Annotated in this window: 24 protein-coding genes and 1 riboswitch; of the genes, 11 read left to right on the top strand and 13 right to left on the bottom strand. The window is 63.1% G+C overall.

The features are described 5' to 3' along the window. Window positions 1–5: 5 nt before the first annotated feature. Genes AC0CMF_RS03105 through AC0CMF_RS03095 form a run of 3 tightly spaced genes read left to right on the top strand, consistent with a single transcriptional unit; the run spans window position 6 to window position 1062 of the window. Window positions 6–341 carry an NHLP leader peptide family RiPP precursor gene (locus AC0CMF_RS03105; protein ID WP_050471847.1) on the top strand — a complete coding sequence of 112 codons (336 nt, stop codon included), beginning with the start codon at window positions 6–8 and terminating at the stop codon, window positions 339–341. Window positions 342–373: 32 nt separating this feature from the next. Continuing rightward, window positions 374–706: a hypothetical protein gene (locus AC0CMF_RS03100; RefSeq protein ID WP_050471846.1), complete on the top strand. Its 333-nt coding sequence runs from the start codon at window positions 374–376 to the stop codon at window positions 704–706. A 14-nt stretch (window positions 707–720) separates the two neighbouring features. Beyond that, a complete protein-coding gene (locus AC0CMF_RS03095; RefSeq protein ID WP_123194313.1) occupies window positions 721–1062 on the top strand; it encodes an NHLP leader peptide family natural product precursor in 342 nt (113 codons plus the stop codon). Between the two features lie 56 nt (window positions 1063–1118). Here the strand turns inward: AC0CMF_RS03095 and AC0CMF_RS03090 are convergent, their stop codons facing one another. After that, window positions 1119–1799, bottom strand: coding sequence for an energy-coupling factor ABC transporter permease (locus AC0CMF_RS03090; RefSeq protein WP_374628180.1), 681 nt, complete (start codon window positions 1797–1799; stop codon window positions 1119–1121). A 47-nt stretch (window positions 1800–1846) separates the two neighbouring features. Next, window positions 1847–2068: riboswitch (cobalamin riboswitch) on the bottom strand. Window positions 2069–2338: 270 nt separating this feature from the next. On the opposite strand from AC0CMF_RS03090, the gene AC0CMF_RS03085 reads away from it, so the two are divergent. Together AC0CMF_RS03085 and AC0CMF_RS03080 are read left to right on the top strand one after the other, a co-directional pair. Then, window positions 2339–3499, top strand: coding sequence for a hypothetical protein (locus tag AC0CMF_RS03085; protein WP_058899805.1), 1161 nt, complete (start codon window positions 2339–2341; stop codon window positions 3497–3499). Window positions 3500–3641: 142 nt separating this feature from the next. Further along, window positions 3642–5801, top strand: coding sequence for a hypothetical protein (locus AC0CMF_RS03080; RefSeq protein ID WP_472480950.1), 2160 nt, complete (start codon window positions 3642–3644; stop codon window positions 5799–5801). 169 nt (window positions 5802–5970) lie between these two features. On the opposite strand, the gene AC0CMF_RS03075 is transcribed toward AC0CMF_RS03080, so the two are convergent. Continuing rightward, window positions 5971–6357, bottom strand: a complete 387-nt coding sequence (locus tag AC0CMF_RS03075; protein ID WP_050471465.1) for an Ig-like domain-containing protein — start codon at window positions 6355–6357, stop codon at window positions 5971–5973. A gap of 158 nt (window positions 6358–6515) precedes the next feature. Between AC0CMF_RS03075 and AC0CMF_RS03070 the strand changes: the two genes are divergently transcribed. Then, window positions 6516–7373, top strand: a complete 858-nt coding sequence (locus AC0CMF_RS03070) for a hypothetical protein (RefSeq protein ID WP_374628178.1) — start codon at window positions 6516–6518, stop codon at window positions 7371–7373. A gap of 46 nt (window positions 7374–7419) precedes the next feature. Here AC0CMF_RS03070 and AC0CMF_RS03065 read toward each other — a convergent pair whose 3' ends face one another. Next, entirely contained in the window at window positions 7420–9192 is a 1773-nt protein-coding gene (locus tag AC0CMF_RS03065) for an ABC transporter ATP-binding protein (protein WP_374628176.1), read from the bottom strand. A gap of 98 nt (window positions 9193–9290) precedes the next feature. Further along, window positions 9291–11072, bottom strand: coding sequence for an aspartate--tRNA ligase (gene aspS / locus AC0CMF_RS03060; RefSeq protein WP_123195668.1), 1782 nt, complete (start codon window positions 11070–11072; stop codon window positions 9291–9293). A gap of 370 nt (window positions 11073–11442) precedes the next feature. Here aspS and AC0CMF_RS03055 point away from each other — a divergent pair, with 370 nt between their 5' ends. Then, window positions 11443–12681 (top strand): MFS transporter, encoded by a 1239-nt coding sequence (locus tag AC0CMF_RS03055; protein WP_374628175.1) that lies wholly within the window; start codon window positions 11443–11445, stop codon window positions 12679–12681. Between the two features lie 162 nt (window positions 12682–12843). On the opposite strand, the gene AC0CMF_RS03050 is transcribed toward AC0CMF_RS03055, so the two are convergent. Beyond that, window positions 12844–13461 carry a nucleotide-binding protein gene (locus AC0CMF_RS03050; protein WP_374628174.1) on the bottom strand — a complete coding sequence of 206 codons (618 nt, stop codon included), beginning with the start codon at window positions 13459–13461 and terminating at the stop codon, window positions 12844–12846. A gap of 129 nt (window positions 13462–13590) precedes the next feature. On the opposite strand from AC0CMF_RS03050, the gene rnd reads away from it, so the two are divergent. Further along, window positions 13591–14766 (top strand): ribonuclease D, encoded by a 1176-nt coding sequence (rnd, locus tag AC0CMF_RS03045; RefSeq protein ID WP_374628173.1) that lies wholly within the window; start codon window positions 13591–13593, stop codon window positions 14764–14766. Window positions 14767–15180: 414 nt separating this feature from the next. Here rnd and eno read toward each other — a convergent pair whose 3' ends face one another. Then, entirely contained in the window at window positions 15181–16455 is a 1275-nt protein-coding gene (eno, locus tag AC0CMF_RS03040) for a phosphopyruvate hydratase (RefSeq protein ID WP_334249725.1), read from the bottom strand. A gap of 120 nt (window positions 16456–16575) precedes the next feature. Beyond that, complete coding sequence (gene kdsA / locus AC0CMF_RS03035) at window positions 16576–17418, bottom strand: 3-deoxy-8-phosphooctulonate synthase (RefSeq protein WP_050471458.1); 843 nt, start codon at window positions 17416–17418, stop codon at window positions 16576–16578. Window positions 17419–17639: 221 nt separating this feature from the next. On the opposite strand from kdsA, the gene galU reads away from it, so the two are divergent. Further along, a complete protein-coding gene (gene galU, locus AC0CMF_RS03030) occupies window positions 17640–18533 on the top strand; it encodes a UTP--glucose-1-phosphate uridylyltransferase GalU (protein WP_050471457.1) in 894 nt (297 codons plus the stop codon). A gap of 564 nt (window positions 18534–19097) precedes the next feature. Beyond that, the gene (locus tag AC0CMF_RS03025) at window positions 19098–19571 is read left to right on the top strand and encodes a DUF4864 domain-containing protein (protein WP_374628172.1); all 474 of its coding nucleotides are present in this window, start codon (window positions 19098–19100) and stop codon (window positions 19569–19571) included. Between the two features lie 392 nt (window positions 19572–19963). On the opposite strand, the gene tgt is transcribed toward AC0CMF_RS03025, so the two are convergent. The 6 genes from tgt to coaD all read right to left on the bottom strand — a co-directional run bounded on the left by tgt (window position 19964) and on the right by coaD (window position 24313). After that, a complete protein-coding gene (gene tgt, locus AC0CMF_RS03020; RefSeq protein ID WP_374628171.1) occupies window positions 19964–21115 on the bottom strand; it encodes a tRNA guanosine(34) transglycosylase Tgt in 1152 nt (383 codons plus the stop codon). Beyond that, on the bottom strand, window positions 21112–22230 hold the full coding sequence (queA, locus tag AC0CMF_RS03015; RefSeq protein WP_374628170.1) for a tRNA preQ1(34) S-adenosylmethionine ribosyltransferase-isomerase QueA: 1119 nt from the start codon (window positions 22228–22230) through the stop codon (window positions 21112–21114). Before queA ends, tgt begins: the two co-directional genes overlap by 4 nt. A gap of 51 nt (window positions 22231–22281) precedes the next feature. Beyond that, the gene (locus AC0CMF_RS03010; protein WP_374628169.1) at window positions 22282–22692 is read right to left on the bottom strand and encodes a VOC family protein; all 411 of its coding nucleotides are present in this window, start codon (window positions 22690–22692) and stop codon (window positions 22282–22284) included. A 1-nt stretch (window position 22693) separates the two neighbouring features. Continuing rightward, a complete protein-coding gene (locus AC0CMF_RS03005; protein WP_208977498.1) occupies window positions 22694–23128 on the bottom strand; it encodes a peptidylprolyl isomerase in 435 nt (144 codons plus the stop codon). A gap of 95 nt (window positions 23129–23223) precedes the next feature. Beyond that, the gene (locus AC0CMF_RS03000) at window positions 23224–23706 is read right to left on the bottom strand and encodes a peptidylprolyl isomerase (RefSeq protein WP_050471842.1); all 483 of its coding nucleotides are present in this window, start codon (window positions 23704–23706) and stop codon (window positions 23224–23226) included. Between the two features lie 100 nt (window positions 23707–23806). Further along, the gene (coaD, locus tag AC0CMF_RS02995) at window positions 23807–24313 is read right to left on the bottom strand and encodes a pantetheine-phosphate adenylyltransferase (protein WP_186393408.1); all 507 of its coding nucleotides are present in this window, start codon (window positions 24311–24313) and stop codon (window positions 23807–23809) included. Window positions 24314–24501: 188 nt separating this feature from the next. Here coaD and AC0CMF_RS02990 point away from each other — a divergent pair, with 188 nt between their 5' ends. Further along, a complete protein-coding gene (locus AC0CMF_RS02990; RefSeq protein WP_374628168.1) occupies window positions 24502–24789 on the top strand; it encodes a hypothetical protein in 288 nt (95 codons plus the stop codon). The last annotated feature ends 119 nt before the right edge of the window (window positions 24790–24908 follow it).

Here is a 24908-nt window from a genome sequence, read left to right as displayed (position 1 = left end):
TTCACATGACCAGTTCAACAGACCCGATGGCTCGCGCGCGCCAGCATGTCGAGGAAGCGCTGCTGGCGAAGGCTGGCGAAGATGCCGCCTTCCGCACCCTGCTGCTGAGCGATCCGCGCGCTGCCCTGAAGCAGCTGCTTGGCGTGGACCCGATCCCCTCGCTCAAGATCCGCATCATCGAGGAACAGGCCGGCGAGGTCACCCTGGTGCTGCCCCGTGCGATCGCCCAGGACGAACTGCCGGACGAAATCCTCGACTATGCCGCTGGCGGCAATGCGCAGGAATGCTGGAACCAGTTCAAGAACGACTGGCTCTTCGGCCGGTTCGACAAGAAGAAGTAACCACTCATCACTTGATCAGAAAGGATATTCAGATGACGTCCATGACCGAAGCCGTTGCCGGTGCACGTGCGCACATTGAAGCCGCGCTCGTTGCCAGGGCAACCTCAGATACTGCCTTCCGCGAGCTGCTGAAGAGCAGCCCGCATGCCGCCATCCGCGAGATGTTCGGCAATGATCCGATCCCGTCGATGAAGATCAGCGTCGTCGAGGAACAGGCCGGCGAAGTACTTCTCGTGCTGCCGCGCTCCATCGCCGAAGACGAGCTGCCGGATGAACTGCTCGATTATGCCTCGGGCGGCAGCCTCGACAAATGCCTGCGGGATATCGGGTTCTTCAAACCGATCGAGGGCCGCGGCCTCTGGTAATCAAGGAGAAGACCATGAGCGACATCATCGCCTATCCGTTCGAGAAAGCCCGCGCCCTGCTGGAGGCCGAACTTCGAGCCAAGGCACAGTCAGACACGGCCTTCCGCGCTGCGCTTCTGAGCGATCCGCACGCAGCGCTCGTGGATCTGCTCGGCACGGATCCGGTGCCCAGCCTTGCGATCCGCGTTCTGGAAGAGGCCGCCGGAGAGATCGTGCTGGTTCTGCCGCGCCGCATCGAAGCCGATGAACTGCCGGACGAGCTGCTCGATTACGCCTCCGGCGGCGCCTACAAGGGCTGCAAGGGCGACGGCTGGACCCAGGACAAGCTGGGCCGCATCGGCATCGATCCTTTTTGATCAGATCATGTGCATGGAGGCCGGGAGTTCCCCGGCCTCTTTCTCATGCCAAAGGTTCAGCCCGCCACATGAAGCCTTGCGTTGAACAGCGGGCTGCGGCTCAGCTGCTTCAAGGCTTTTGCACCGGCCAGCACGCCAAGATCCACCAGCGGCTCCAGAATGATCACGGTCATGTAGGCCGCACCGAAGCTGGCCACGTCTGCCAGGTTCTCCGCTGAGAAGCCATGGCCATAGATGGCCCAGAAGGCCACCCAGGCGACGATGCCGCCCTGATAGGCGGTGGAAAGCGCCAGCGCCTGCGAATATTTCAGGTCCACATAAGGCGTTGACGGCGCAATGATTCGCTTCGCCAGCAGGCTGATGCCAAAGAGCGGCACCAGCAGCGTGGTGACATTCATGCCGTATTGCGGCAGGTCGAAGGGCGCAAAGAACAGCCCCTGGATCAGCAGACCGGCCGCCAGACCGATGGCGGCAGCCCCTGCCCCGAACAGCAGCAGCAGGGTCGAGCCGAGAATCAGATGCACCTCGGATACACCCACGGGGTGATGCGGCAGCACCTCGAAGAAGCAGAACACCAGCGCAGTCGTCATGATGCTGCGCAGGAGAAGCGGAATGGCGCCGCCATTGGTCCGCAGGTCGTCAACGGCGAGTTTTACCGCAAGCCCGAAAGCCGCTGCCGCCGTGCCATAGCTCAGGATGATCTTCGCGCCTTCAACGACGCCTTCTTCGATATGCATGCTCGTTCCTTTCTGCGCCCGCCGCGCATGGGACTGGGTGGGACTTTGCGCCCGGTCATGTGATGGACAGGTATCCTGGCTCACGGTTCACTGCTTCGCCTGCCTTCCCAGCCTTTTGGGGCCAGTGGCATCGGGGCGTCGCTCGCCGTTTACAGTTGCGGGGGCAGCCGGGGAATCAGGCCTTGCCTCATGTGCAAGCCCTTCACCCCGTTCCCTGATTTTTGCCGCAGCAGACCTCGTCTGTGCAGCCCATCAGCGGCACTCTAGCTCACGCGGAAACAATGCCAAAGCATTTGTGCAGGCGCGCAAGGCCTCCACACACCAGCAAAAAGTATGAGCCTGCCGCGGCAAAGCGCCGTGAAATCGCCCCCTTTGACAGATCATTTCACAAAGCCGTTATGCCGGAGTAGTTTAACCTGCCTTACGGACGGTCATGTTCCGGCCAAAGACCTGTGTGTGACGCAAGTCACGGACCCGGATGGCAAGGTTGGGACATGGTTCCGGCGGTTTAGATTTCAGTTCTCAATCTGGAGCTTCAAATGCGATCCTTTCTGATGCGCGGTGTCAGCGCTTCTGTCATGACCCTGGTGCTGGCCCACGGCGCACTGGCCTTCGAAGCGACCGGCAATGACATTGCCGACGCCTTCCTGACCCGTCTTGAAGCCGGGGAAGTGAAGGTTCTGTCGGTCGGCGGCGTGTCTGAGGATGGCAGCGAGGTCACCATTGAAGACGTCGCCCTCGAAGGCAAGACGCCGGATGACGGCTCGGGCTCCATCGGCATCATCACGCTGACCAACGGTGTGGTGCAGGCTGACGGCACCATGACACTGGACGGCCTCGCCTTCGAGGAAGCCTATCTGGAAGACAAGACGGGCACGGCCGTTTCGGTGGCCTCTTTCGTCGCCAGCGAGGTGGTCCTGCCTCCGGCCGACGGCTCCAAGTCCTTCGAGGATGTGGCCGATTACAAGAGCATCGAGGCCGAAGGCATCGAGATTACGGAAGGCGACAGCACCAAGGCGCGCCTGGAATCGGCCTATGCCGCCATCAACAGCCGCGAAGACAACCTGCCGACCTCGGGTGAACTGACCCTTTCCGGCCTGACCATGGCCGTATCGGAAATGGATGCCTCCTCGGCAAAGCAGCTGACCGATCTGGGTTACGAGACCGTCACCGCTGATCTTTCGACCGACTTCAAGTGGGACCCGGTGACCGGGGTTCTGGACCTGCAGAAGCTGGACATCACCGCCGCCGACATGGGCGGTGTTTCCCTCGCTGTCCAGATCGGCGGTTTCACCAAGGAAGTGGCCGAAAAGCTGTCTGCCGCCAAGGACAACAGCGAAGAAGCCATGGCCATTCTCCAGGGGCTGACGGTCAACTCCATGCGCCTGCGCTTCGACAACGGCTCCATCGTCGACCGTCTGCTGGACCAGCAGGCCAAGACCGCCGGTTCGGACCGTGCCGCAGTCGTAAGCCAGCTCAAGACCGGCCTGCCGATGATGCTTGCCCTGCTCCAGAACCCGGAGTTCCAGGCCAAGGTGGCAACCGCTGCTGCCGAGTTCCTGGACAACCCGGTGTCGCTGCAGGCTGACGCCAAGCCGTCTGCACCGGTCTCCATCGCGCAGATCTTCGGAACGGCCGTCATGGCGCCGCAGGGCCTGCCGCAGATCCTCGGGATCGACGTAACGGCCAACAAGAAATAAGCGCCGTTCGACGGTCCCGCATCCGGCGATGGTTCCCCATCAACGGAACCATAGACCGGACGCCTGAATTCAGAACCAGCCAGCGCGGCGGTTTGACTGAACTGCCGCGCTTTGCATTTTCACAAAAGGAGGCCAAGCCTTGTTGCCGAACCCGATCTTCACCCGCTTCAGCGCCCGCACCGCCACGGTGGTGCTGGTCATGTCGCTGCCCTCGCACGCTTTTGCCAACCAGGCCAGCGTGCTGGTGGACCGCTGGATGGCGGATTTCACCAGCATGGGGGCTTCCGTTGCCAGCTATGAACGCGCCGAAGACGGTGCAACCGAGAATGACGTCACCATCCATGGCGTCAAGATCGAGTTCGCCATTCCGCTGCCCGGCGGCGAGGACAAGGTGGACGTGAAGCTGGGCATCGATGCCGTTTCCTTCGAGGGCCTGACCGAGACGGACAAGGGCTACGAGGCCGCCAGGATTTCCGTGCCGGGAACAGCCCGTGCAGACGTTGAAATCCCCGGCAAGTTCTTCGACACGTCCTCACACCGGCAGACCACGCTGGAGATCCCGGACCTGGAAGACGAGACTGCGGATGCACCGGCAGAAGGCGAAGCCGGGGAAAGCGCTGAAGCTCCCGAGGCCGCCGCACCGGAGGCAAAGCCTGCCGAACCGGTGAGGATCATCCTCAGCCAGACCGGCTATGTGGCCGAAGGCATGGCCTGGAGCCGCATCCCCGATGTGCCGGAAGATCCGCAGCGCCCGGTGACCCGTTACTTCGACATTGCCCGCACGCTGCTGGACGGCAAGGGTGACCGCTATCACATCGAGACGATGACACTGGAGATGACCGGCCCGGACGGCATGAACCAGAAGACCGTCTACGAAGACTATGCGATGACCGGGTACAAGGACTTCCGGATCGACGAGTATTCGGTCGGCAAAACGGTCCAGACCCAGGACTTCATGCCCCTGGAACCCGGCGGCCAGATGGCCCAGATGACCATGACGATCGGCAAGCAGGTGGTGAAGGACATCGACTTCATGCCGCTGCTGACCCTGATCGGCCAGGGCTCCGACCCGAGCCGCTTGACCATCATGGGCAGCCAGACCGTTGAAGAGATGACCGTCAACGTCGCCAGCGTCGACGTCAAGATCGACAGCCTCACCGCTGATCCCATGAGCATCACCAAGGCGGAAACCCTTCCCCTTTGGCCTTATCTTGACCAGCTGGTGCTGGATGAAGATGCCGTTGACAGCGATGAGGCCGGCAAGGCCGCCCTCGCCTCGCTGCAGTTCTTCAAGGCCGATGGCATGGCCGTCAATGGTGTCAGCTTCACCGCTCCGGACGTGAGCGGCGGTCTCGACAAGTTCGAGATGAAGGACATCAGCAGCAACGGCCTCGGGATTGTTGCCTTCGACGGCCTCAAGGTTGATGTGACGAAGCCGCAGGAAAAGGTCGAGATCAATCTTGGCCGCATCGCGGTGGGCGAGATCGACTTCCCGCTGATGGACTCCCTCGTGCGGATCTCCATTGCCAGCATGAGCGGCATGGAGCCCTCCGTGCAGGACATTCTCGATGCCCGTCCGATCATCGGTCTGGCCGAGGTTCTGGGCGTTTCGGTCAAGGCGGCCGCCATCGGCGATCAGGAGATCGCTCTGGACACCTACCGCCAGACCGAGAAGGGCCACATCAACCGCATCCCGACCGAGGCTGGCCTTGTCATCAAGGGCCTGCGCTTCCCGGCGGCGATTGTGCCCGACCCGCAGTTCCAGGACCTTGCCGCGCGCCTCAACATCACCGAAGTGGTCATCGACCAGAACTTCGAAATGAACTGGGATGAAGCAACAGGTGACCTGACGCTCAAGGACCTGAGCCTTGAGATGAAGGACGGCGGCAGGATCCACATGACCTTCACCATCGGCGGTATCCCGAAGGACATCTTCGAGAACCCGGAACTGGCGCAGCTGGCCCTGGCAACCGCCAGCATCAAGTCTGGCCGTATCGAAGCTGAAAATCTCGCTGTCCTGTCGGCCTTCATCGGCGTTCAGGCGGACGAGGCGGGCCTCACCCAGGAAGAGCTCGCCGCCGGCCTCGTCGATGCGATGGCGCAGGACATGGGTCCGCTCACCGGCACCCGCTTCGGCGAGGAACTGCTGGAGGCTGCCCGCACTTTTGCCGCCGACCCGAAGAACATCGTGATCGAAATGGCCCCGAAGGCACCGGTCCCGGTCACGCAGCTTCTGGGTGCAGGCGCCACCGCTCCGCAGACCCTTCCGGATCTGCTGGGCGCAAGCGCCACGGCCAAGTAACCCCCGTTCCCGGCGCGCCTCACGCACCGGGAACAGCACAGCTGACACAGCAAACAAGAACGCCGGGCAGATCCCTCTGCCCGGCGTTTCTGTTTTCCGGTCGCATATTGCCAATCCGGCAGCTCCGGATCAGCTCACGCCGCCATCACGTTGACAGGGTCAGCTCTCCTTACTTCACCATGACGGTGATACAGCCGGAGAGGCTCTTGCCCTTCACCTTGGGCGTCGTGTTCTTGGTGCAGAACTGATCTTCACCCTTGAAGTTGCGTGCAGGCGTATAGATCAACCCCTGCCCCTTAACCACCGACACCTTCCCGTTTTTCGGCTGCCGGGTGATGGTTACATCCGTGGCAGGTTCGCGTGTTTTCTTCACCTCGTCAATAAATCCGGGAAAGCTGATTTTACAAACCTTGTCGGCGGAAGTCATTTCGAAGCTTCCCTTGCCATTTCCCGTTCCCCACCCGCGGCCGTTTGAACCACTACATTCTGCGTGAGCAGAAGCGGTAACTGCCACAAGGGCGAATGCTGCGATTGAAAGTCTGATAACGGGGCTCATCAGATGATTTCCTTTTCAGTATGACTGACAGGAACCATTGGTTTATTCTAGCCCCACCCAAGTCAATTGAAAAACCTGATAGCAACGGTAAAAGCGGAAAATTTCCGGATGTTTAGATTTTGAATTCAAACACTTGAACTATTTCTTGGAGGGCAGGAATGGGCGAAGGGGAAGCTGACAACGGGCCTGAAATCGACAGATGGCACCTCTTGCTGGATGAGCTGTGCAACCAGTCGGGTGATTATGACAATGCCCGTCTGGGTAGCGAGCTTTGCCGCCGCCTTGGCAAAAGAGAAGATACGCACTTCGAAACGGCCGTCAGGAACCTGCGCAACTGGCGCGCCGGCCGGCATATTCCCCGGCAGCGGAATTTCATGATTCTTTCCGAGTTGATGAATGTGCAGCGCAGCCCCGCCCTGCGCGCCCGGTGGAACGCTCTCTATGCCAAGGCGCGGGAGCTTGAGGACAAAACTGGCGGCAGCACCGGCAACGGCACGGATGACGAGCTTGAGAAGGAACAGGAGGCGTTCGAGGTTGGGCCGTTGCAGCCGGCCCCGCCTCCGGGCCTGGTACCGCCGGCCTTGGTGGCGGATATTTCTCTACGGCCAGCAAAACTGCGTGGAGCCGCTTTGGGTCTTCTGATGTTCCTGTGCGGGATCGGCGCCTCGGAGCTCTACAGGGCGGAACCATGGCTCTGGTTTCACTCCGGCCCGGTTTACCCTCTCATCGTGCTACGCCCGCATGTGTCCATGGCTGTGGGCGAAAGCATCGTCATTCACGGCGAGCGCGGCGACTGTGGCAAGCTGCCACCAGACTGGGAGTATGTGCTGACCCGCTTGCCCGTCAGCCGCATCGGCGATTTCTCGGACGGCGGGATCGTCAGACGCAACAGCAATTTCTGCAAGGGCGAGACACCTGCACGTGCCGTCGTCTTCACGGCTCGCCGGACCGGCGTGGAGGAGTTCCTGGTGCTGGGCGACGTGATGCGGGTCACTGTCACGGACGCACCGCTTTGACCGTTTGGCCAGGCCCGAAAGGGCGTCAGCTGCCTGCCATCACACATCACCCCTTCGCCGTGTCGCGAAACTGCAGATCGTAAAGCCTGCGATAAACGCCGTCATGGGCCAGAAGCGCTTCATGCGTGCCGGTTTCCACCACGCGGCCCCGGTCGAACACGGCGATGCAATCCGCATCGCGCACGGTGGAAAGCCGGTGGGCGATGACGAGCGTGGTGCGGCCCTGCATCAGCCGCTTCAGCGCACCCTGCACCTTGGCTTCTGATTCTGCATCCAGCGCCGAGGTCGCCTCGTCCAGCAGCAGGATCGGCGCGTTGCGCAGCATGGCACGGGCGATGGCGATGCGCTGGCGCTGGCCGCCGGACAGCCGCCCCCCGCCCTCGCCCACCAGCGTGTCATAGCCCTGCTCCATCGCCTCGATAAACTCATGCGCATTGGCATCCACCGCCGCACGGATGATATCCGCATCCCCGGCACCGGGGCGGCCGAGGGCGATGTTGTCGCGGATGGAGAGGTCGAAGAGGAAGGTATCCTGCGTCACCAGCGCGATCTGGTCGCGCAGAGAGGCAAGTGTCACCTGCCGGATGTCCTGTCCGTCGATGAGAATGCGCCCCGTATGAATGTCGTAGAACCGCTCCAGCAGCGAGAAGGTGGTGGACTTGCCCGCCCCCGAAGAGCCGACCAGCGCCGTTACCTTGCCAGCCTGCGCCACCAGGTCGAGCCCGGTCAGAACAGGCTTGTCGCCATAGGTGAAATGCACGCCCTCGAAGCGGACCTCCCCTTTGCCGGTCTTCAGCTCAACGGCATCCGGCGCATCCTCGAAGGCGGGCGGGCGGTCCAGCATCTCGAACATGAGACGCACACCGACCAGATTGGAGCTGAGGTTCACATGCAGGCGGGCGAGGCGTTTCACCGGTTCATAGGCGAGCAGCAGCGCGGTGATGAAGGAGAAAAACCCTCCCGGATCCTTGCCCTGCTCGATGACGCTGAAGCCGCCATAGAGAATGACCAGCGCAATGGCAAAGCCGCCGAGAGTTTCCATCAACGGCGAGGTGCGGGCCGTCAGCGCCGCAATGCGGTTGGCGCGGCGCTCCACATCGGTGATGGCCTTGTCCATCTCGGCGCGCATCCGCTCCTCGACGCGGAAGGCCTTGACCACGCGCACGCCGATGGCGGTTTCCTGCACGGCGGAGACGATCTTGGTGGTGGAAACAAACTGGGATTTGGCGTGCTTGCGCACCCGCCGGACCAGCAGCGACACACCGAAGACGGCAGGCGGCATGATCAGCAGCGCGATGGCGCTGAGGCCGGGGTCCTGAATGACCATGACGGCGACCAGGCCCACGACGCTCAACAGATCGCGGCCGAGCGACAGCACCACCATGTCCAGCACGCTGCGGGCGGCTTGCGCATTGTGTGAAAGCCGCGTCGCCAGATCGCCCAGCGGCGTGCGGTCGAAGAAGGCCATGTCCTGCCGGGTGATGGTGCGGAACAGGCGCCGCTGGCAATCGGCAACGATGGCATTGCCGATCCGGCTCATCGTCACCTGCTGGCCGTAGGTCGAGATCCCCTTCACCGCGAAGATGGCCATCACCGTAAAGGCAATCAGCCGGACCATGGACTGGTCGCGGTTGACGAAGACCTCGTTGATCACGTCGCGCATGATCCAGGCGCTGGCAGCGGTCGAACCGGCCACGAGGCCCATGAACAGGAAGGACAGAAGATAGCCCGGCACATGGGCGCGGGCATTTTCGGAAACGAGACGCCGGATTACGGCATAGGTGCCGTCCGGGTCCTGAAACCAGGTCTTGACGCTCACGTTTCACGCCTCTGGTCTGCAGCGGCCTGCGCCCATTGCACAAGGATCACCGCCGGATAATACGGCTGCGCCCGCTTTTGGGCGGGCGCAGCATCAGATCACTTGGCCGGGAGGTTAAGCCGCAGATGCAGCTCCCGCAGCTGTTCGTTGCTGGGCGGCGTCGGCGCGCCCATCAGAAGGTCCTGCGCCTGCTGGTTCATCGGGAACAGCGACACTTCGCGCAGGTTCTTTGCCCCGACCAGAAGCATGATGATGCGGTCCACGCCAGCGGCCATGCCGCCATGCGGTGGTGCGCCATACTGGAAGGCGCGGTAGAGGCCGCCGAAACGCTCTTCCACGTCGGAGGCGCTGAGACCCACCTTCTCGAAGGCCTTGACCATCAGCTCCGGCGACTGGTTACGGATCGAGCCGGACGCAATCTCGAAGCCATTGCAGACCATGTCATACTGATAGGCCTTGATGGTCAGCGGGTCCTGGTTCTCCAGCGCCTCCATGCCGCCCTGCGGCATCGAGAAGGGATTGTGGGCGAAGTCGAGCTTCTTCTCGTCCTCGTTCCATTCATAGAACGGGAAGTCGACAATCCAGCACAGCTCGAACCGGTCGCGGTCGACGAGGTTCAGATCCTCGCCCGCGCGGGTGCGTGCTTCGCCGGCAAACTTGTAGAACTTCGCCGGATCACCGGCGACGAAGAAGGCGGCATCACCGTCCTCAAGGCCAAGCTGCTGGCGGATCGCTTCGGTGCGCTCCTCACCGATGTTCTTGGCAATGGGGCCAGCACCTTCCAGCACATCGCCTTCCTTGCGCCAGAAAATGTAGCCGAGGCCCGGCTGGCCCTGCCCCTGCGCCCAGGAGTTCATCCGGTCACAGAAGGCGCGGCTGCCGCCGGTCTTGGCCGGAATGGCCCAGACCTGGTTGCGCTCGTCTTCCAGCATGCGGGCGAAGATCTTGAAGCCCGAACCGCGGAAGTGGTCGGACACCTCCTGCATGACGATCGGGTTGCGCAGATCCGGCTTGTCGGAGCCGAACATGCGGATCGAATCGTCATAGGCGATGCGGCGGAAGGTCTGCGTCACCGGCTTGCCTTCGGCAAATTCCTCGAAGATGCCGCGGATCACCGGTTCCATGGTGGTCCACACGTCTTCCTGCGTGACGAAGCTCATCTCCAGGTCGAGCTGGTAGAACTCGCCCGGCAGACGGTCGGCGCGCGGGTCCTCGTCGCGGAAGCAGGGAGCGATCTGGAAATAGCGGTCGAAACCCGCCATCATCAGAAGCTGCTTGTACTGCTGCGGTGCCTGGGGCAGCGCGTAGAAGGTGCCCGGATGAATGCGGCTCGGCACCAGGAAGTCACGCGCCCCCTCCGGCGAGGAGGCGGTGAGGATCGGCGTCGAATATTCGGTAAAGCCGCCCTTGGTCATCTCGCGGCGCATGGCGGCGATGATCTGGGTGCGCTTGACGATGTTCTTGTGCAGCGTGTCGCGGCGCAGGTCGAGGAAGCGGTAGGTCAGGCGGACGTCTTCCGGATACTCCTGCTCGCCGAACACCGGCAGCGGCAGTTCCTTGGCAGCGCCCAGCACTTCCATGTCACGGATGAACAGCTCGATCTCGCCGGTCGGCAGGCCTGCATTCACCGTCTCTGCCGTGCGGGCCTTCACCTCGCCGTCGATGCGGATGCACCATTCGGAGCGGACGGTTTCCGCCAGCTTGAAGGCGGCGCTGTCCGGATCGACCACGCACTGGGTGATGCCGTAGTGGTCACGCAGGTCGATGAAAAGAAGCCCGCCATGATCGCGCACGCGGTGGACCCAGCCCGACAGGCGAACGGTTTCCCCAACGTGGCTCGCGCGCAATTGGCCGCAAGTGTGGCTCCGGTAGCGGTGCATGCAGTCCTCGACAATCTCGGCAATGAACAAGGGGCGCGCCCCGCAAAAGGGCACGCAATCGTGCGAGCGACAAGCCACGTTGTGCCGCCAAAGTCAAGACGCAGGCGGGTTTCCTCCCCTGTTCCAGCCCTTCCGGGGCATGCCGCGCCACGGCCTTGCGCGCCGACCGATCACTTTCCGTGAAGTGTCCATTCACCTCGTGAACTGTTTTCACCGGCAAACGCAGAGTACAACGGGATACAAGGGAATTGCAGGCGGCCTGCGGCCTTTGAGTCGGGGCCAGGCACCGCCGCACACAGAACTGACCAGGTCCAAGAGCGCAGCAGCAAAGCGCCGGTCCGCAATCGCAACGCGCCTTCCAGAGAAACCGATGTCAACGATCCGCCCGCTCATTCCCCTGCTTGCCACCGCCGGCATTCTCATCGGCGGCAACGGGCTGCAGGGAACCTTCATCTCGCTGCGCGCGCTGGAGGAAGGCTTTTCGCCGCAGACCATCGGCGTCATCGGCACGGGCTACAACATCGGCTTCGCCGTGGGCTGCATCTATATCACCCGGATCATCCGGGCCATCGGCCACATCCGCGCCTTCTGCGCCCTGGCCGCGATCGCCGCCGCCGCTTCCATGCTGATGCTGCTCTATATCGCGCCCCTGCCCTGGTTCCTGATGCGCCTCGTTCAGGGCCTGTGCATCGCCGGACTGTTTGCCGTGGTGGAAAGCTGGCTCAATGCGCGCGTCACCAATGCCAACCGCGCCCGCACGCTTTCCATCTACCGCTTTGTCGATCTGGGCGCGGTAACCTTGGGCCAGTACATCATCCCGGCGGTCGGCGTCAGCGGCTTCGAGCTGTTCGTCATCATCGCCATGACGCTGACGCTTTCGCTGGTGCCGATCTCCCTCACCGACCGCACCAGCCCGGCGGTGCCCGAACATGTGCGCTTCGATGTGCGGGTGCTGTGGCGCGTGTCACCGCTGGCGACCATCGGCTGCATCGTCGTGGGCTTCACCAACGCCAGCTTCCGCTCGCTTGGCCCCGTCTATGCGGACGGGATCGGCATGACGGTCACCTCGATCGCCACCTTCATGAGCGCGGGCATCTTTGCCGGTGTGGTGCTGCAATATCCGCTGGGGCATTATTCGGACAAGCTGGACCGGCGGCTGATCATCCTCATCGCCACTTTCGGCTCCTTTGTCTCCGGCATTTTCCTGGCGCAGGTGGCGGGCGAAAGTGTCTGGCTCAATTATCTGGGCATCTTCGCCTTCGGTGCCTTCGCCATGCCGCTCTATTCCCTGTGCTCGGCCCACGCCAATGACCACGCAGCCCCCGGCCAGCATGCGCTTGTCTCCGCCGGAACCCTGTTCTTCTGGTCGGTTGGAGCCATTGCCGGACCGCTCTTTGCCTCGATGCTGATGGGCCGTTACGGGCCGCACTCCCTCTTCTGGTACACCGCCGCCGTGCAGGGGCTGTTCATGGTCTACACGGTGATGCGGATGATGCAGCGCGAAGGCGTTCCGGCCGAAGGCCGCCGCAGCCGCTTCCGCTCCCTCCTGCGCACCTCCGCCTTCTTCGCCAAGCTGGCGGGATCGGGAGGCGCAAAGGAAAAGCCGTGAGGGAGTGTATCCTCACGGCGTCGCCCCGGCTCGCGCTTCGCTTCGCCCGGGGTGACGCCGGGATTGAGTGGCAAGGCTCAACACATCTCCGGCTCATACTGCGGCGTGATGGAGCCTGGAAGCCATAAAGACGTCAGCGCCGGAAACGGCACAAACCCCGTTTCAATCCAGCGCCTGAATGAGCGGATGCCATTGCGCCAGAACATCGGCGGGAGCCGCAGGCGGATCGAAGACGCTGGTTCCGCTCGCAGCATGGCGGGCATAGATCACCCGGTCGGCAATTTCGGTCAGCAGCGGATAGCCTGCTTCCTGCGCCTGCTGCTGCAGCAGAAGCTGATCAGCCCGGCTGCGCCGGACCCGGTTGGCCACGACGAGAATTTCCGCCTTGCCCTTGCGGATGCGTTTCATTTCCGCGAGCCGTTTCAGGAACGCTGCCGTCGCGTCCCAGTCGAAGGCCGACGGCATCAGCGGCACGACAATGTCATCGGCCTCCGCCACAAGATCCTTTGCCCGCTCACCGCGCAGGCCGCCGGGGCCATCGATGAAGATGAACCCCTGGCTGAAGGACGGCATGTTATGCTCTCCCTTGCTCCAGTCGAGCCCATGGATCACCGGCAGGCCTTGCGGCCGCCGCTTCAGCCAGCCCAGCGACGAGCGCTGCCGGTCGGCATCAGCGAGAAACACCCGCTCGCCCCTCGCCGCAAAAGCGGCAGCAAGCGTGGTGGCAAACGTGGTCTTGCCACAGCCGCCCTTGCCATTGACGATGAGAATCCTGCGCATGAAGCTGTCCTCCGGAACCTGAGCTTTGCGCAGGTGTTTCCCTCATGCAACCTCGCTGGCGCACATTACAAGAGGCTGACGGTTTCATGGCGACAAGATGGCAAGTCTGCGGTATAGACCAGAGTTACCATGAATCTGATCACGACCACATCTGACCTCGCCGACGCCTGCAAGCGCCTTGCCGCCCATGATTACGTGACTGTGGACACGGAATTCCTGCGCGAGACGACATTCTGGCCGAAGCTCTGCGTTATCCAGCTGGCTGGCCCGGATGACGCCTTCATCGTCGACGCACTGGCCACCGGGCTTGACCTTGCGCCCTTCTTCGAGCTGATGCGCGATCAGTCCGTCATCAAGGTCTTCCATGCCGCCCGGCAGGATATCGAGATCGTCTATCATCTCGGCGGCCTGATCCCGACGCCCCTTTTCGACACTCAGGTCGCGGCAATGGTCTGCGGCTTTGGCGACTCGGTCTCCTATGACCAGCTGGTGCAACGCATTACCGGTGCGCGCATCGACAAGTCGTCCCGCTTCACCGACTGGGCCCGCAGGCCCCTGACGCAGAAGCAGCTGGAATATGCACTGGCAGACGTCACCTACCTGCGCGACGTCTATCTGTTCCTCAAGGCCAACCTTGCCGAACAGAACCGCATCAGCTGGGTGGGCGACGAAATGCAGGTGCTGCTGTCGGAGGGCACCTACCGCACCGAGCCGGAAGACGCCTGGCAGCGCCTGAAGATGCGTGTGCGCAAGCCCATCGAACTCGCCGTGCTGATGGAAGTGGCCGCTTGGCGCGAGCGCGAGGCCCAGTCCCGCGACGTGCCGCGTTCCCGCGTGCTCAAGGATGATGCCATCTACGAGATTGCCGCCCAGCAGCCGGTCAATGCGGATGCCCTCAGCCGCCTGCGCACCATCCCGCGCGGCTTCGAACGCTCCAAACAGGCCGAGGACATCCTCAAGGCCGTCAACGCCGCCATGAGCCTGCCCAAGGAGAAGCTGCCGAAGCTGCCCAAGGGCCGTCAGGCGCCCGATGGCTCTGCCGCCGCGGTGGACCTTCTGAAGGTGCTGCTGAAGCTCGTCAGCGAACAGCAGGGCGTCGCCGCCAAGGTGATCGCGACGGTCGAAGATCTGGAGCAGATCGCCGCCGACGATCAGGCCGATGTGCCTGCGCTGGAAGGCTGGCGCCGCGAAATGTTCGGCGAGATGGCCCTGAAGCTCAAGCGCGGCGAAATCGCCCTCGCCTTCGACGGCCGCCAGGTCGTGGCGCTGGAGCAGCCCGCCAAGTCCAAGGCCGCTGCGGAGTAATCCGGCAGGCAGTCTAAAGATTGAAAAGCCCCCGGGCCGCGAGGTTCCGGGGGCTTTTTTTGTTCCGCCAACTCGCCACCCGGCGCCGCCCCGGGCGGAGCGGAGCGCAGACCCGGGGTCTACTCGCTTGCAGAGCGGCGAAATGAACCGCGAAGGCGCGGCAGGCGCACGAGATCATCGGTTTCTCACCTTCAGCAGATTTCGGCATCTCTCTGCAAATGAGTGGGCCCCGGCTCAAAGGCCGGGGCGACACTGCGGCAAGTGGCAAGGCAGAGCAAAACACACACCGCCTCCATAGCCAGAATGAGAACAGTCAGAAACAAAAACCCCCGGAACCTTCCGGTTCCGGGGGCTTCAAACTCAGCAGTCCGTCAGACTGATCAAACCGTCAGGCCAATCAGGCCTTCAGGCCAATCAAGCTTTCAGGATGGAGCGGCCGGCGAAACGGGCCTGGGAGCCCAGTTCCTGCTCGATGCGCAGCAGCTGGTTGTACTTGGCAAGCCGGTCGGAACGGGCCAGCGAGCCGGTCTTGATCTGGCCGCAGTTGGTGGCAACCGCGAGGTCGGCGATGGTTGCGTCCTCGGTCTCGCCCGAACGGTGTGACATGACGGCGGTGTAACCGGCCTTGTGGGCGGTTTCCACGGCGTCCAGCGTCTCGGTCAGGGAGCCGATCTGGTTCACCTTGACGAGGATCGAGTTGGCGGTGGCGCTGGCAATGCCCTGGCGCAGGCGGCTGGTGTTGGTCACGAACAGGTCGTCGCCCACCAGCTGTACGCGGTTGCCGCACAGCTCGGTCACGGCCTTCCAGCCGGCCCAGTCGTCTTCGGCCATGCCGTCTTCGATGGAGATGATCGGATAACGGGCGCTGAGGTCGGCGAGGTAAGCGGCCATCTGGTCCGAGTCGAGCGTCTTGCCTTCACCGGCCAGAACGTACTTGCCGTCCTTGTAGAACTCGGTGGAAGCGGCGTCGAGCGCGAGGTAGATGTCCTCGCCCGGCTTGTAACCGGCCTTCTCGATGGCCTTCATGACGAAGCCGATGGCAGCGTCGGTCGATTCGAGGTTCGGCGCAAAGCCGCCTTCGTCGCCCACGTTGGTGTTGTGACCGGCGTCCTTCAGGGCCTTCTTCAGCGTGTGGAACACTTCCGCACCCATGCGCAGCGCCTCGGAGAAGTTCTCCGCGCCCACCGGCATGATCATGAATTCCTGGAAGTCGATCGGGTTGTCCGCATGGGCGCCGCCGTTGATGATGTTCATCATCGGCACCGGCAGCAGGCGGGCGGAGGCGCCGCCGACATAACGGTAAAGCGGCAGGCCGGAGGACTGGGCAGCAGCCTTGGCAACGGCCAGCGACACGCCGAGGATGGCGTTGGCGCCAAGGCGGGCCTTGTTCGGGGTGCCGTCCAGCTCGATCATGGTCTGATCGATGTGGATCTGGTCTTCCGCATCGAGGCCGCCGATGGTGTCGAAGATCTCGCCGTTGACGGCATCGACGGCCTTCAGCACGCCCTTGCCCAGGTAACGGGAGCCGCCGTCGCGCAGCTCGACAGCCTCATGCGCACCGGTCGAAGCACCGGAAGGCACGCCGGCGCGGCCAAAGGCGCCGTCTTCCAGCAGCACGTCCACTTCAACGGTCGGATTGCCGCGGCTGTCCAGAATTTCGCGCGCCGTGATATCGACAATGGCGGTCATTCGTATCTCCTCGAGATCAGCCCGGCCGGCCCTCCGGCACGGGCAAGGTAGGGACCGGACAATTGTCCGGCGCATTCACATCCCCCGGCAGCCGGCAGCGGCCACGGCAAGGGCAAAAGGTCAGGACTGCGCGGCAGCCTTCACCACGCGGTCAATGTCGCGCACCTGAGCAAGCAGCGCGCCCAGGTCCTTCAGCGGCACCATGTTCGGACCATCGGACGGAGCATTGTCCGGGTCGTCATGGGTTTCGATGAAGAGCCCTGCGATGCCTGCAGCGGCAGCCGCACGGGCGAGAACCGGCACCATGGTGCGGTCACCGCCTGTGGAAGCGCCCTGCCCGCCCGGCTGCTGAACCGAGTGGGTGGCATCGAACACCACCGGCGCACCGGTGCGCGCCATGATGGGAAGAGAGCGCATGTCCGTGACAAGCGTATTATAGCCGAAGGAGGCGCCGCGCTCGGTGAGCAGCACATTCGGATTGCCGCTCTCGACGATCTTGGCCAGCACATTGGCCATGTCCCAGGGCGCCAGGAACTGGCCCTTCTTCACATTCACCGTCCGCCCCGTGCGGGCAGCAGCGACGAGAAGGTCCGTCTGGCGGCAGAGGAAGGCGGGGATCTGAAGGATATCAACAACTTCCGCAACCGGCGCACACTGGGCCTCGTTGTGGATGTCGGTGATCACCGGCATGCCGAATGTCTCGCGCACTTCGGCGAAAACCGGCAGCGCTTCTTTGAGACCAATCCCGCGCTTGCCCGTCAGCGAGGTGCGGTTTGCCTTGTCGAAAGAGCTCTTGAAAACAACGGGAATGCCGAGATTTCCGGCAATTTCCTTCACCGCCGCTGCCATCTCCAGCGCGTGGGCGCGGCTTTCCATCTGACAGGGACCGGCAATGAGGGAGAAAGGCGCGTCATTGGAGAATGTGACGTTGCCAACAACGACTTCCTTGTTCGGAGTCACCATGCGCAGATCATCCTTTGGGCGTAGGGGCCAACGGGGTCTGCATACAGGCCTTTTGCCCCTGCCGCAACTCCGCAGAACCCCAAGCAACCCCGTTTCGCATTTGCGAAAAATTTGATATTCAGGAGGTGTTGCCTGCAATCCTGCCATGTTTCGGCGCCAGCGTGAGCAACCTACAGCATATTGACCGGACAAACAGTCCACGTGTTTCAGGAGTATTTTCCATGAGCAGACCGATCCGCAAGGCCGTATTGCCGGTGGCAGGTCTCGGTACGCGTTTTCTTCCCGCGACCAAGGCCGTTCCGAAAGAGATGCTCACGATTGTTGACCGCCCGATCATCCAGCACGTGGTGGACGAAGCCCGTGCCGCCGGTATCGAGCACATTGTTTTCGTGACGGGCCGCAACAAGCACGTCATCGAAGACCATTTCGACATCAATTACGAGCTGGAAGACACCCTGCGCCGCCGCAACAAGGCAGCCGCGCTGGAGCTTCTCGACAAGATCCGGCCAGACGCAGGCAGCACCAGCTTCACCCGCCAGCAGGAGCCGCTGGGTCTGGGCCATGCCATCTGGTGCGCCCGCGACATCATCGGCGACGAGCCCTTCGCCATCCTGCTGCCGGACGTGATCGTCAAGTCGCAGAAGAGCTGCCTCGCCCAGATGGTCGACGTCTACAACGAGCGCGGCGGCAACGTCATCGCCGTTGAAGAAGTGCCGGAAGACCAGACCCACCAGTACGGCATCGTCAAGCTGGCCAGCGGTGGTCCGCGCGGCCGCGCCATGCCGATCGAAGGCATGGTGGAAAAGCCGGCTCCGGGCACCTCTCCGTCCAACCTGATGATCACCGGCCGCTACATCCTGCAGCCGGAAATCTTCAAGCTGCTCTCCGAACAGGAGAAGGGCGCAGGCGGCGAGATCCAGCTGACCGACAGCATGATCAAGCTGATGGAGAACCAGACCTTCACATCGCTTCAGTTCGAGGGCCGCTCCTATGACTGCGGCTCGAAGATCGGCTTCATCGCCGCCAACATCGCCTTCGGCCTGGAACAGTCCGATATCTCCGGCGAACTGATGACGATCATGTCCGACCTGACCCGCGCCAAGGCCGCCGAATAAGCAGCAGTCCGGAAGCAGAGCAATTCAAGGGGCGGAGCAATCCGCCCCTTTTGCGTGAGCGCGTTGCTTTTCAGGCTTTAGGGGGCATATTTTTCGGAAAACATGCGCTCTGAAAGCTGTGAGATTGACGCTCTGCTGCAGAAATTGCCGCGCGGCTGCAGACAACAGCAGCCCTCTGCAAACGAGTGGTCCCCGGCTCGCGCTGCGCTTGGCCGGGGTGCCCCCCAGTGTTTGCTGGCAGGGCAGTACTCTCGGTCTATGCCGCATGCTGCAGAGTGATGCACAGATATCCCACCCATTCAGCGTCACCCCGGACGCAGCGAAGCGGAGATCCGGGGACCACTCGCTTGCAGAGCGGTGAGAATTGTTTCCGCAGCTCAAATTGGCCTGAGTGGAGCTTACCGCAGAGCCCGGAACAACGGCCCTTCCCCGGCAAACAGTTTCCCGCCGCCGTTTTTCTCTGTCCCACCCCCGCTCTCCTCCCGAAAACGTGACGAAACAGGCAGATCTCTTTGCCGTTTTCTGGCGTAATCTTCTCATGTTCCACACGCGAGGAGACGCGCCATGAACAAGGTGGCCAGAAGGGTGATGTGGGGGGTGATGTGGGTTCTATGCTGCAGTCTGGGCCTTGTGCTGTCCCCGGACCCGGCAGCGCTGAGGCTCGGGCCTCAGGCGGTCCAGGCCGAAGAGGCCTCGGGCCAGGAGTTCCGCCAGCTCATCCAGCAGCAGATGCAGGCCTTCCGGCGCAATGACGCGGCGGGGGCCTTTTCATTTGCCACGCCCGGATTGCAGCAGCAGTTCATGACGCCGGACATCTTCATCAACATGGTGAAGGAGGTCTACATGCCGGTCTACCGGCCGAAGAGCGTCAGCTTCGGCAAGCTGCGCCAGACGAAAAGCGGCCCCGTGCAGGAGGTCTTCGTCACCGGGCCTGATGGGGACGACTGGCTGGCGCTCTATTCCTTCGCACAGCGGGAAGACGGCACCTGGGGCATCTCCGGCTGCATCCTGCGCAAGGACAAGGGCTTTCAGGCCTGAATGTCCTGCTCCTCCCACACCGCTCCGGCATAAAATCCCAAGACTGAGCCGGGAGGATGCAAAGGTCGCGGGCTGCAGAAGTGAGAGCACAGCCGCAAGGCCCATGCGGCGTCACCCCGGGCGAAGCGAAGCGCAGACCCGGGCCCTACTCGCTTGCAGAGCATTAAGTTGAGTTGCAAGGGGCGCGGCAAGCGCATGGGGCCATCCGCGCTGTACTTCGGCGAACTTGGCAACAATTCTCTGCGAACGAGTGGTCCCCGGCTCAAGGCCGGGGTGACGCGGAGAGAATGGCAACACCAGAACAAGACGGAGGTGCTGCACGCAACAACAGATTCCCGCGCACCCTGACTGCTCGGGAGTGTTTCGGCAGACAGCCAGCCCCAACATATCCCTCACAGCGGCGGCAGGTCGCCCCTGGCCCAGCCTTCCTTGACGCTGAGGCGGTGGTCTTCGAAGCGGCCAGCCTCAATGGCATCGCGCATGCCCTGCATCAGCTGCTGATAGTAAGCGAGGTTGTTCCAGGTCAACAGCATGGCCGCCAGCCCTTCGCCGGCCTTCACAAGATGATGCAGATAGGCGCGGGAATAGTCGCGCGCGGCCGGGCAGTCGCTTCCCTCGTCCAGCGGACGCGGATCATCGGCGTGGCGGGCGTTTTTCAGGTTGATCTTGCCCCGGCGGGTGAAGGCAAGGCCATGGCGGCCGGCCCGGGTCGGCATCACGCAGTCGAACTGGTCAATGCCGCGGGCGACACTCTCCAGAATGTCGTCCGGTGTGCCGACGCCCATCAGGTAGCGCGGCTTGTCCACCGGCATCACCGGCGTGGTGACTTCCAGCATGCGCAGCATCACCTCCTGCGGCTCGCCAACCGCAAGCCCGCCGACCGAATAGCCCTCGAAGGGCATGGCCGCGAGGCTTTCGGCGGAGCGGATGCGCAGATGCGGCACGTCACCGCCCTGCACGATGCCATAGAGCCCCTGCCCCTTTTCAACGCCGCCCATGGCCTCGAACTTGGCGCGCGAGCGTTCGGCCCAGCGGAGCGACAGCTCCATCGCCCGCTGCACTTCCTTTTCAGGCGCAGGCAGGCCGATGCACTCGTCCAGCTGCATCTGGATGTCGGACCCGAGCAGCCCCTGAATTTCAACGGAACGCTCCGGCGTCAGGTGATAGCGCTGGCCGTCGATATGGCTCTGGAACTTCACGCCAGTTTCATCCAGCTTGCGCAGCTGCGCCAGCGACATGACCTGAAAGCCGCCCGAGTCGGTCAGGATCGTATGCGGCCACTTCATGAAGTGATGCAGCCCGCCAAGACGTGCCACACGCTCCGCACCGGGGCGCAGCATCAGGTGATAGGTGTTGCCCAGCACCACATCGGCGCCAAGCGCGCGCACCTGATCGGTGTACATGGCCTTGACGGTCGCCTGCGTGCCCACGGGCATGAAGGCTGGCGTGCGCACGAGGCCGTGCGGCGTGGTGATCTCCCCGCGCCGGGCCATGCCATCGGTCGCAAGCAGGCGGAAGGAGAAACGCTGGGTGTCACCGGTCATCGGTCGATCTCGTCCTGGGCGGCGATGCTTCCGGCAGCGGGAAACAGCAGCGAGCTGTCGCCATAGCTGTAGAACCGGTAGCCGTCGGCAATCGCATGGGCATAGGCCGCGCGCATGGTCTCGAGGCCGCTGAGGGCGGACACCAGCATGAACAGCGTCGAGCGCGGCAGGTGGAAATTGGTCATCAGCGCATCAATGGCGCGGAAGCGGTAGCCCGGCGTGATGAAGATGCGGGTCTCGCCCCGGAAGGCGGCAAGGCCGCCGGGCCCTTGCGCGGCGCTCTCCAGAATGCGCAGCGAGGTGGTGCCGACGGCAACCACCTTGTTGCCCCGCGCCCGCACCGCCTTCAGCGCCGCGGCAGTTTCACCGGAAATCTCGCCCCACTCGGCGTGCATCTCGTGCGCGTCCGTGTCATCGGCCTTCACGGGCAGAAAGGTGCCGGCGCCCACATGCAGCGTCACCGTGTGGCGCTCGATGCCGCGTGCATCCAGCATCTCGAACAGACGCGGCGTGAAATGCAGGCCGGCGGTCGGCGCGGCGACGGCGCCTTCCTTTTCCGCATAGATGGTCTGATAGTCCTCCCGGTCCTGCGCATCCTCGCCGCGCTTGGCCGCGATATAGGGCGGCAGCGGAATGTGGCCGGTGGCGTGAATGGCCGCGTCAAGATCGGGGCCCGAAAGATCGAAGACGAAGAGCACCTCGCCCGTGTCCTTCTTCTCCGCCACGGTCGCGTCGAGCACGCCTGCCATGCAGGCCATGCCTTCGCTGGCCGAACCAAAGCGCACCCGGTCGCCCGGAACCAGCTTTTTGGCCGGGCGGACAAAAGCCCACCAGCGGTCGGCACCGGCGCGCAGATGCAAGGTTGCGCCGATGGTGGCGATGGCCTCGCCGCGCTGGCGCGTGCCTTCCAGCTGCGCCGGGATCACCTTGGTGTTGTTGAAGACAAGCGCGTCACCGGGCTGCAGCAGCGCAGGCAGATCGAGCACGTCCCGGTCCTCCAGCACAGGCCCGCCCTGCGGGCGCACCAGCAGCATGCGCGCCATGTCGCGCGGCCGGGCGGGCCTCAGGGCGATACGCTCGGGCGGCAGGTCGAAGTCGAAATCGTCAACGCGCATGGGTGCGGGGTCCTGGGATCAAACGGCATCCCGCCGGGGGCTGCGTGACAGTCAGAGGTCCCAGCCACGGTTCTGGAACACCAGCCGGTGCCCGTCCGGATCCTCGAATGTCATGCCTGCTTCGGCCCAATAGGGATTTTCCGGCGGCACAGGCTGATAACCGCTTGCCTGCATCCGGTCAACGCTGGCGGTCCACAAGCCTTTGTCCGGCTGGTAGAGCACCAGCAGGCTTTCCTTGTCCGTGCAACGCGGCACGGTCAGCCCCTCGCGCATGAACAGGGCGAGATGCCAAGGCGCATGCGCGGCTCCGGCAATGAAACCGCTGTACCCCGCATTGCCGGCGAACCGCGTCAGCACGGCAAGCCCGGCAGCATCGCAATAGAAATGCTCAAGGGCAGCAAGATTGCTTGCTGCCCTTGCAACTCTCAGCACCGGATAAGTAGAGGCCGGTGCGCTGATCATGTCAGGCGTCCGCCGCAACCTTCAGCGACACGATGCTGTCCGGGTCACGGACCGGCTCGCCGCGCTTGATCTGGTCGACGTTTTCCATGCCGGAGATCACCTCGCCCCAGACGGTGTACTGGCCGTCGAGCCAGGGCGCGTCGGTGAAGCAGATGAAGAACTGGCTGTCGCCGGAGTTCGGGTCCATGGCGCGGGCCATGGAGCAGGTGCCGCGCTTGTGCTTCTCCTTGGAGAACTCAGCCTTCAGCTTCTGGCCCGAGCCGCCGGTGCCGGAGCCGTGCGGGCAGCCGGTCTGGGCCATGAAGCCCTCGATCACGCGGTGGAAGACGATGCCGTTGTAAAAGCCCTCGCGGACCAGTTCCTTGATGCGGGCCACGTGGTTCGGCGCAAGGTCCGGACGCATTTCAATGACCACGGCTCCCTTGGTCGTTTCCATCAGGAGCGTGTTTTCGCTGTCCTTGTAGTCTGCCACTTGGATCTCCAGTTCGGATGCTTGTGTATGAACGGGTTTTAGCCTGCGCAGCGCCGCGGTCAACCCGCGTCGGCAGCAACCGTCATCTTGATGATCTTGTCCGGGTTGGCGGGCGGCTCGCCCTTGGCAATCTTGTCGACGAATTCCATGCCTTCGACCACTTCACCCCAGACCGTATACTGGCCGTTCAGCCAGTCACCATCAGCGAACATGATGAAGAACTGCGAATTGGCGCTGTTGGGCGAGGCGGCGCGGGCCATGCCGAGCGTGCCGCGCTTGAACGGTGTGCGGGAAAACTCGGCCGCCAGATCCGGCTCCTCCGATCCGCCCATGCCGGTGCCGGTGGGGTCACCCGTCTGGGCCATGAAGCCGTCGATGACGCGGTGGAAGACGTGGCCGTCATAAAAGCCTGCGCGGGTCAGCTTCTTGATTCGCTCCACATGATTGGGCGCAAGGTCCGGACGCAGGCGGATGACGACGCGGCCATCCTTCAGATCCAGATAGAGGGTGTTCTGAGGGTCGAGGGTCTGCGCCTGCGGCATCGCGGGGGCGAGGACGAGCGACATGATGACCGCAAGGCAAGCAAAAAGGCGTTTCACGCGATGCTCCTGATACAACAAAAAAGCTGGAACGGCTGACGGATCAGCCCTTTTCCGCAGCCCGGGCCGCAAGCGGGCCTGCAACCGGTGCCGGGACAAAGGGAGTGATATCACCGCCCATGCGCGCGATCTGACGCACAAGCGTGGCAGTGATGTGACGCACCCCCGGTGAGGCGGGAAGAAAAACGGTATGAACATCGGGCACCATGGTGCCGTTCATGCCTGCCATCTGCATCTCATAATCGAAATCCGTGCCATCGCGCAGGCCGCGAATGAGCAGGGAGGCACCTTCGGCCTTCGCCGTTTCCACCACCAGACCGCTGAAGGACAGCACGGACACCCGCTCCCCCGCCCCTGCCCCGAGCCTGTCTGCCACACAGGCGCGGATCAGATCCGCCCGTTCCTCGAAGGAGAACATCGGCGTCTTGCCGGGGTGGACACCAATGGCAACGATCACCTTGTCCGCAAGGCTGAGCGCCTGGGCAAGCACGTCGAGATGGCCGTTGGTGATGGGATCGAAGGATCCGGCGTAAAGGGCGGTACGTGTCATGGCAAAGTGATAGCGCCCTTGCGGCGGCCGGGCAAGCGCTCCGGCACAGTTGCGCCGTTCCCGCTCAAGGCCGCGAAACCGGAGCGGCAATCACTGAACACAGTTTCAACATGTTCACATAACGTTGACAATTTGTTTAGCCAGCTTGGCTGGACAATGACCGGCAACAGGCCCATATCCGGCTCATCATGAACACCACATTCCTCTCCTCCCTGAGAGACGGGCTCTCTTCGCGCGTCTCAACTCCTGTTGCTTTCTGGCTGGCGGCGCTGGCCGGACTTGTCCTCCTCATGGGCGCGGGCATTGCCCGTATCGACACGATCGCAGCCCCTCTGCCCCCTCATGCGCTGACACCCGGCAAGCCGGCCGTGAAGGATCCCCATGGCTGCGCCGAACTGAGGTTCCTGAAGGAAGAGCCGGCCTGTTCCTACCGCGCCCGCGACGACAAGCCGCTCAATGGCGGCCCTGCGCTCTGAATTCTGGCTCTCTGAATTCTGCCCCCCTTATTCTGGTCCTCTGATCCAGACAGCAGGCCGCCGCATCAGACATGACCAAAGGTAAGTTTTGGCATGATCGTGGCGGCCAGCCGCTCATT

This window comes from Pannonibacter sp. CBAS1226, from assembly GCF_055685825.1.
Note: the sequence above shows the minus strand (reverse complement) of the source record. Positions and strands in the feature narration are given on the sequence as shown.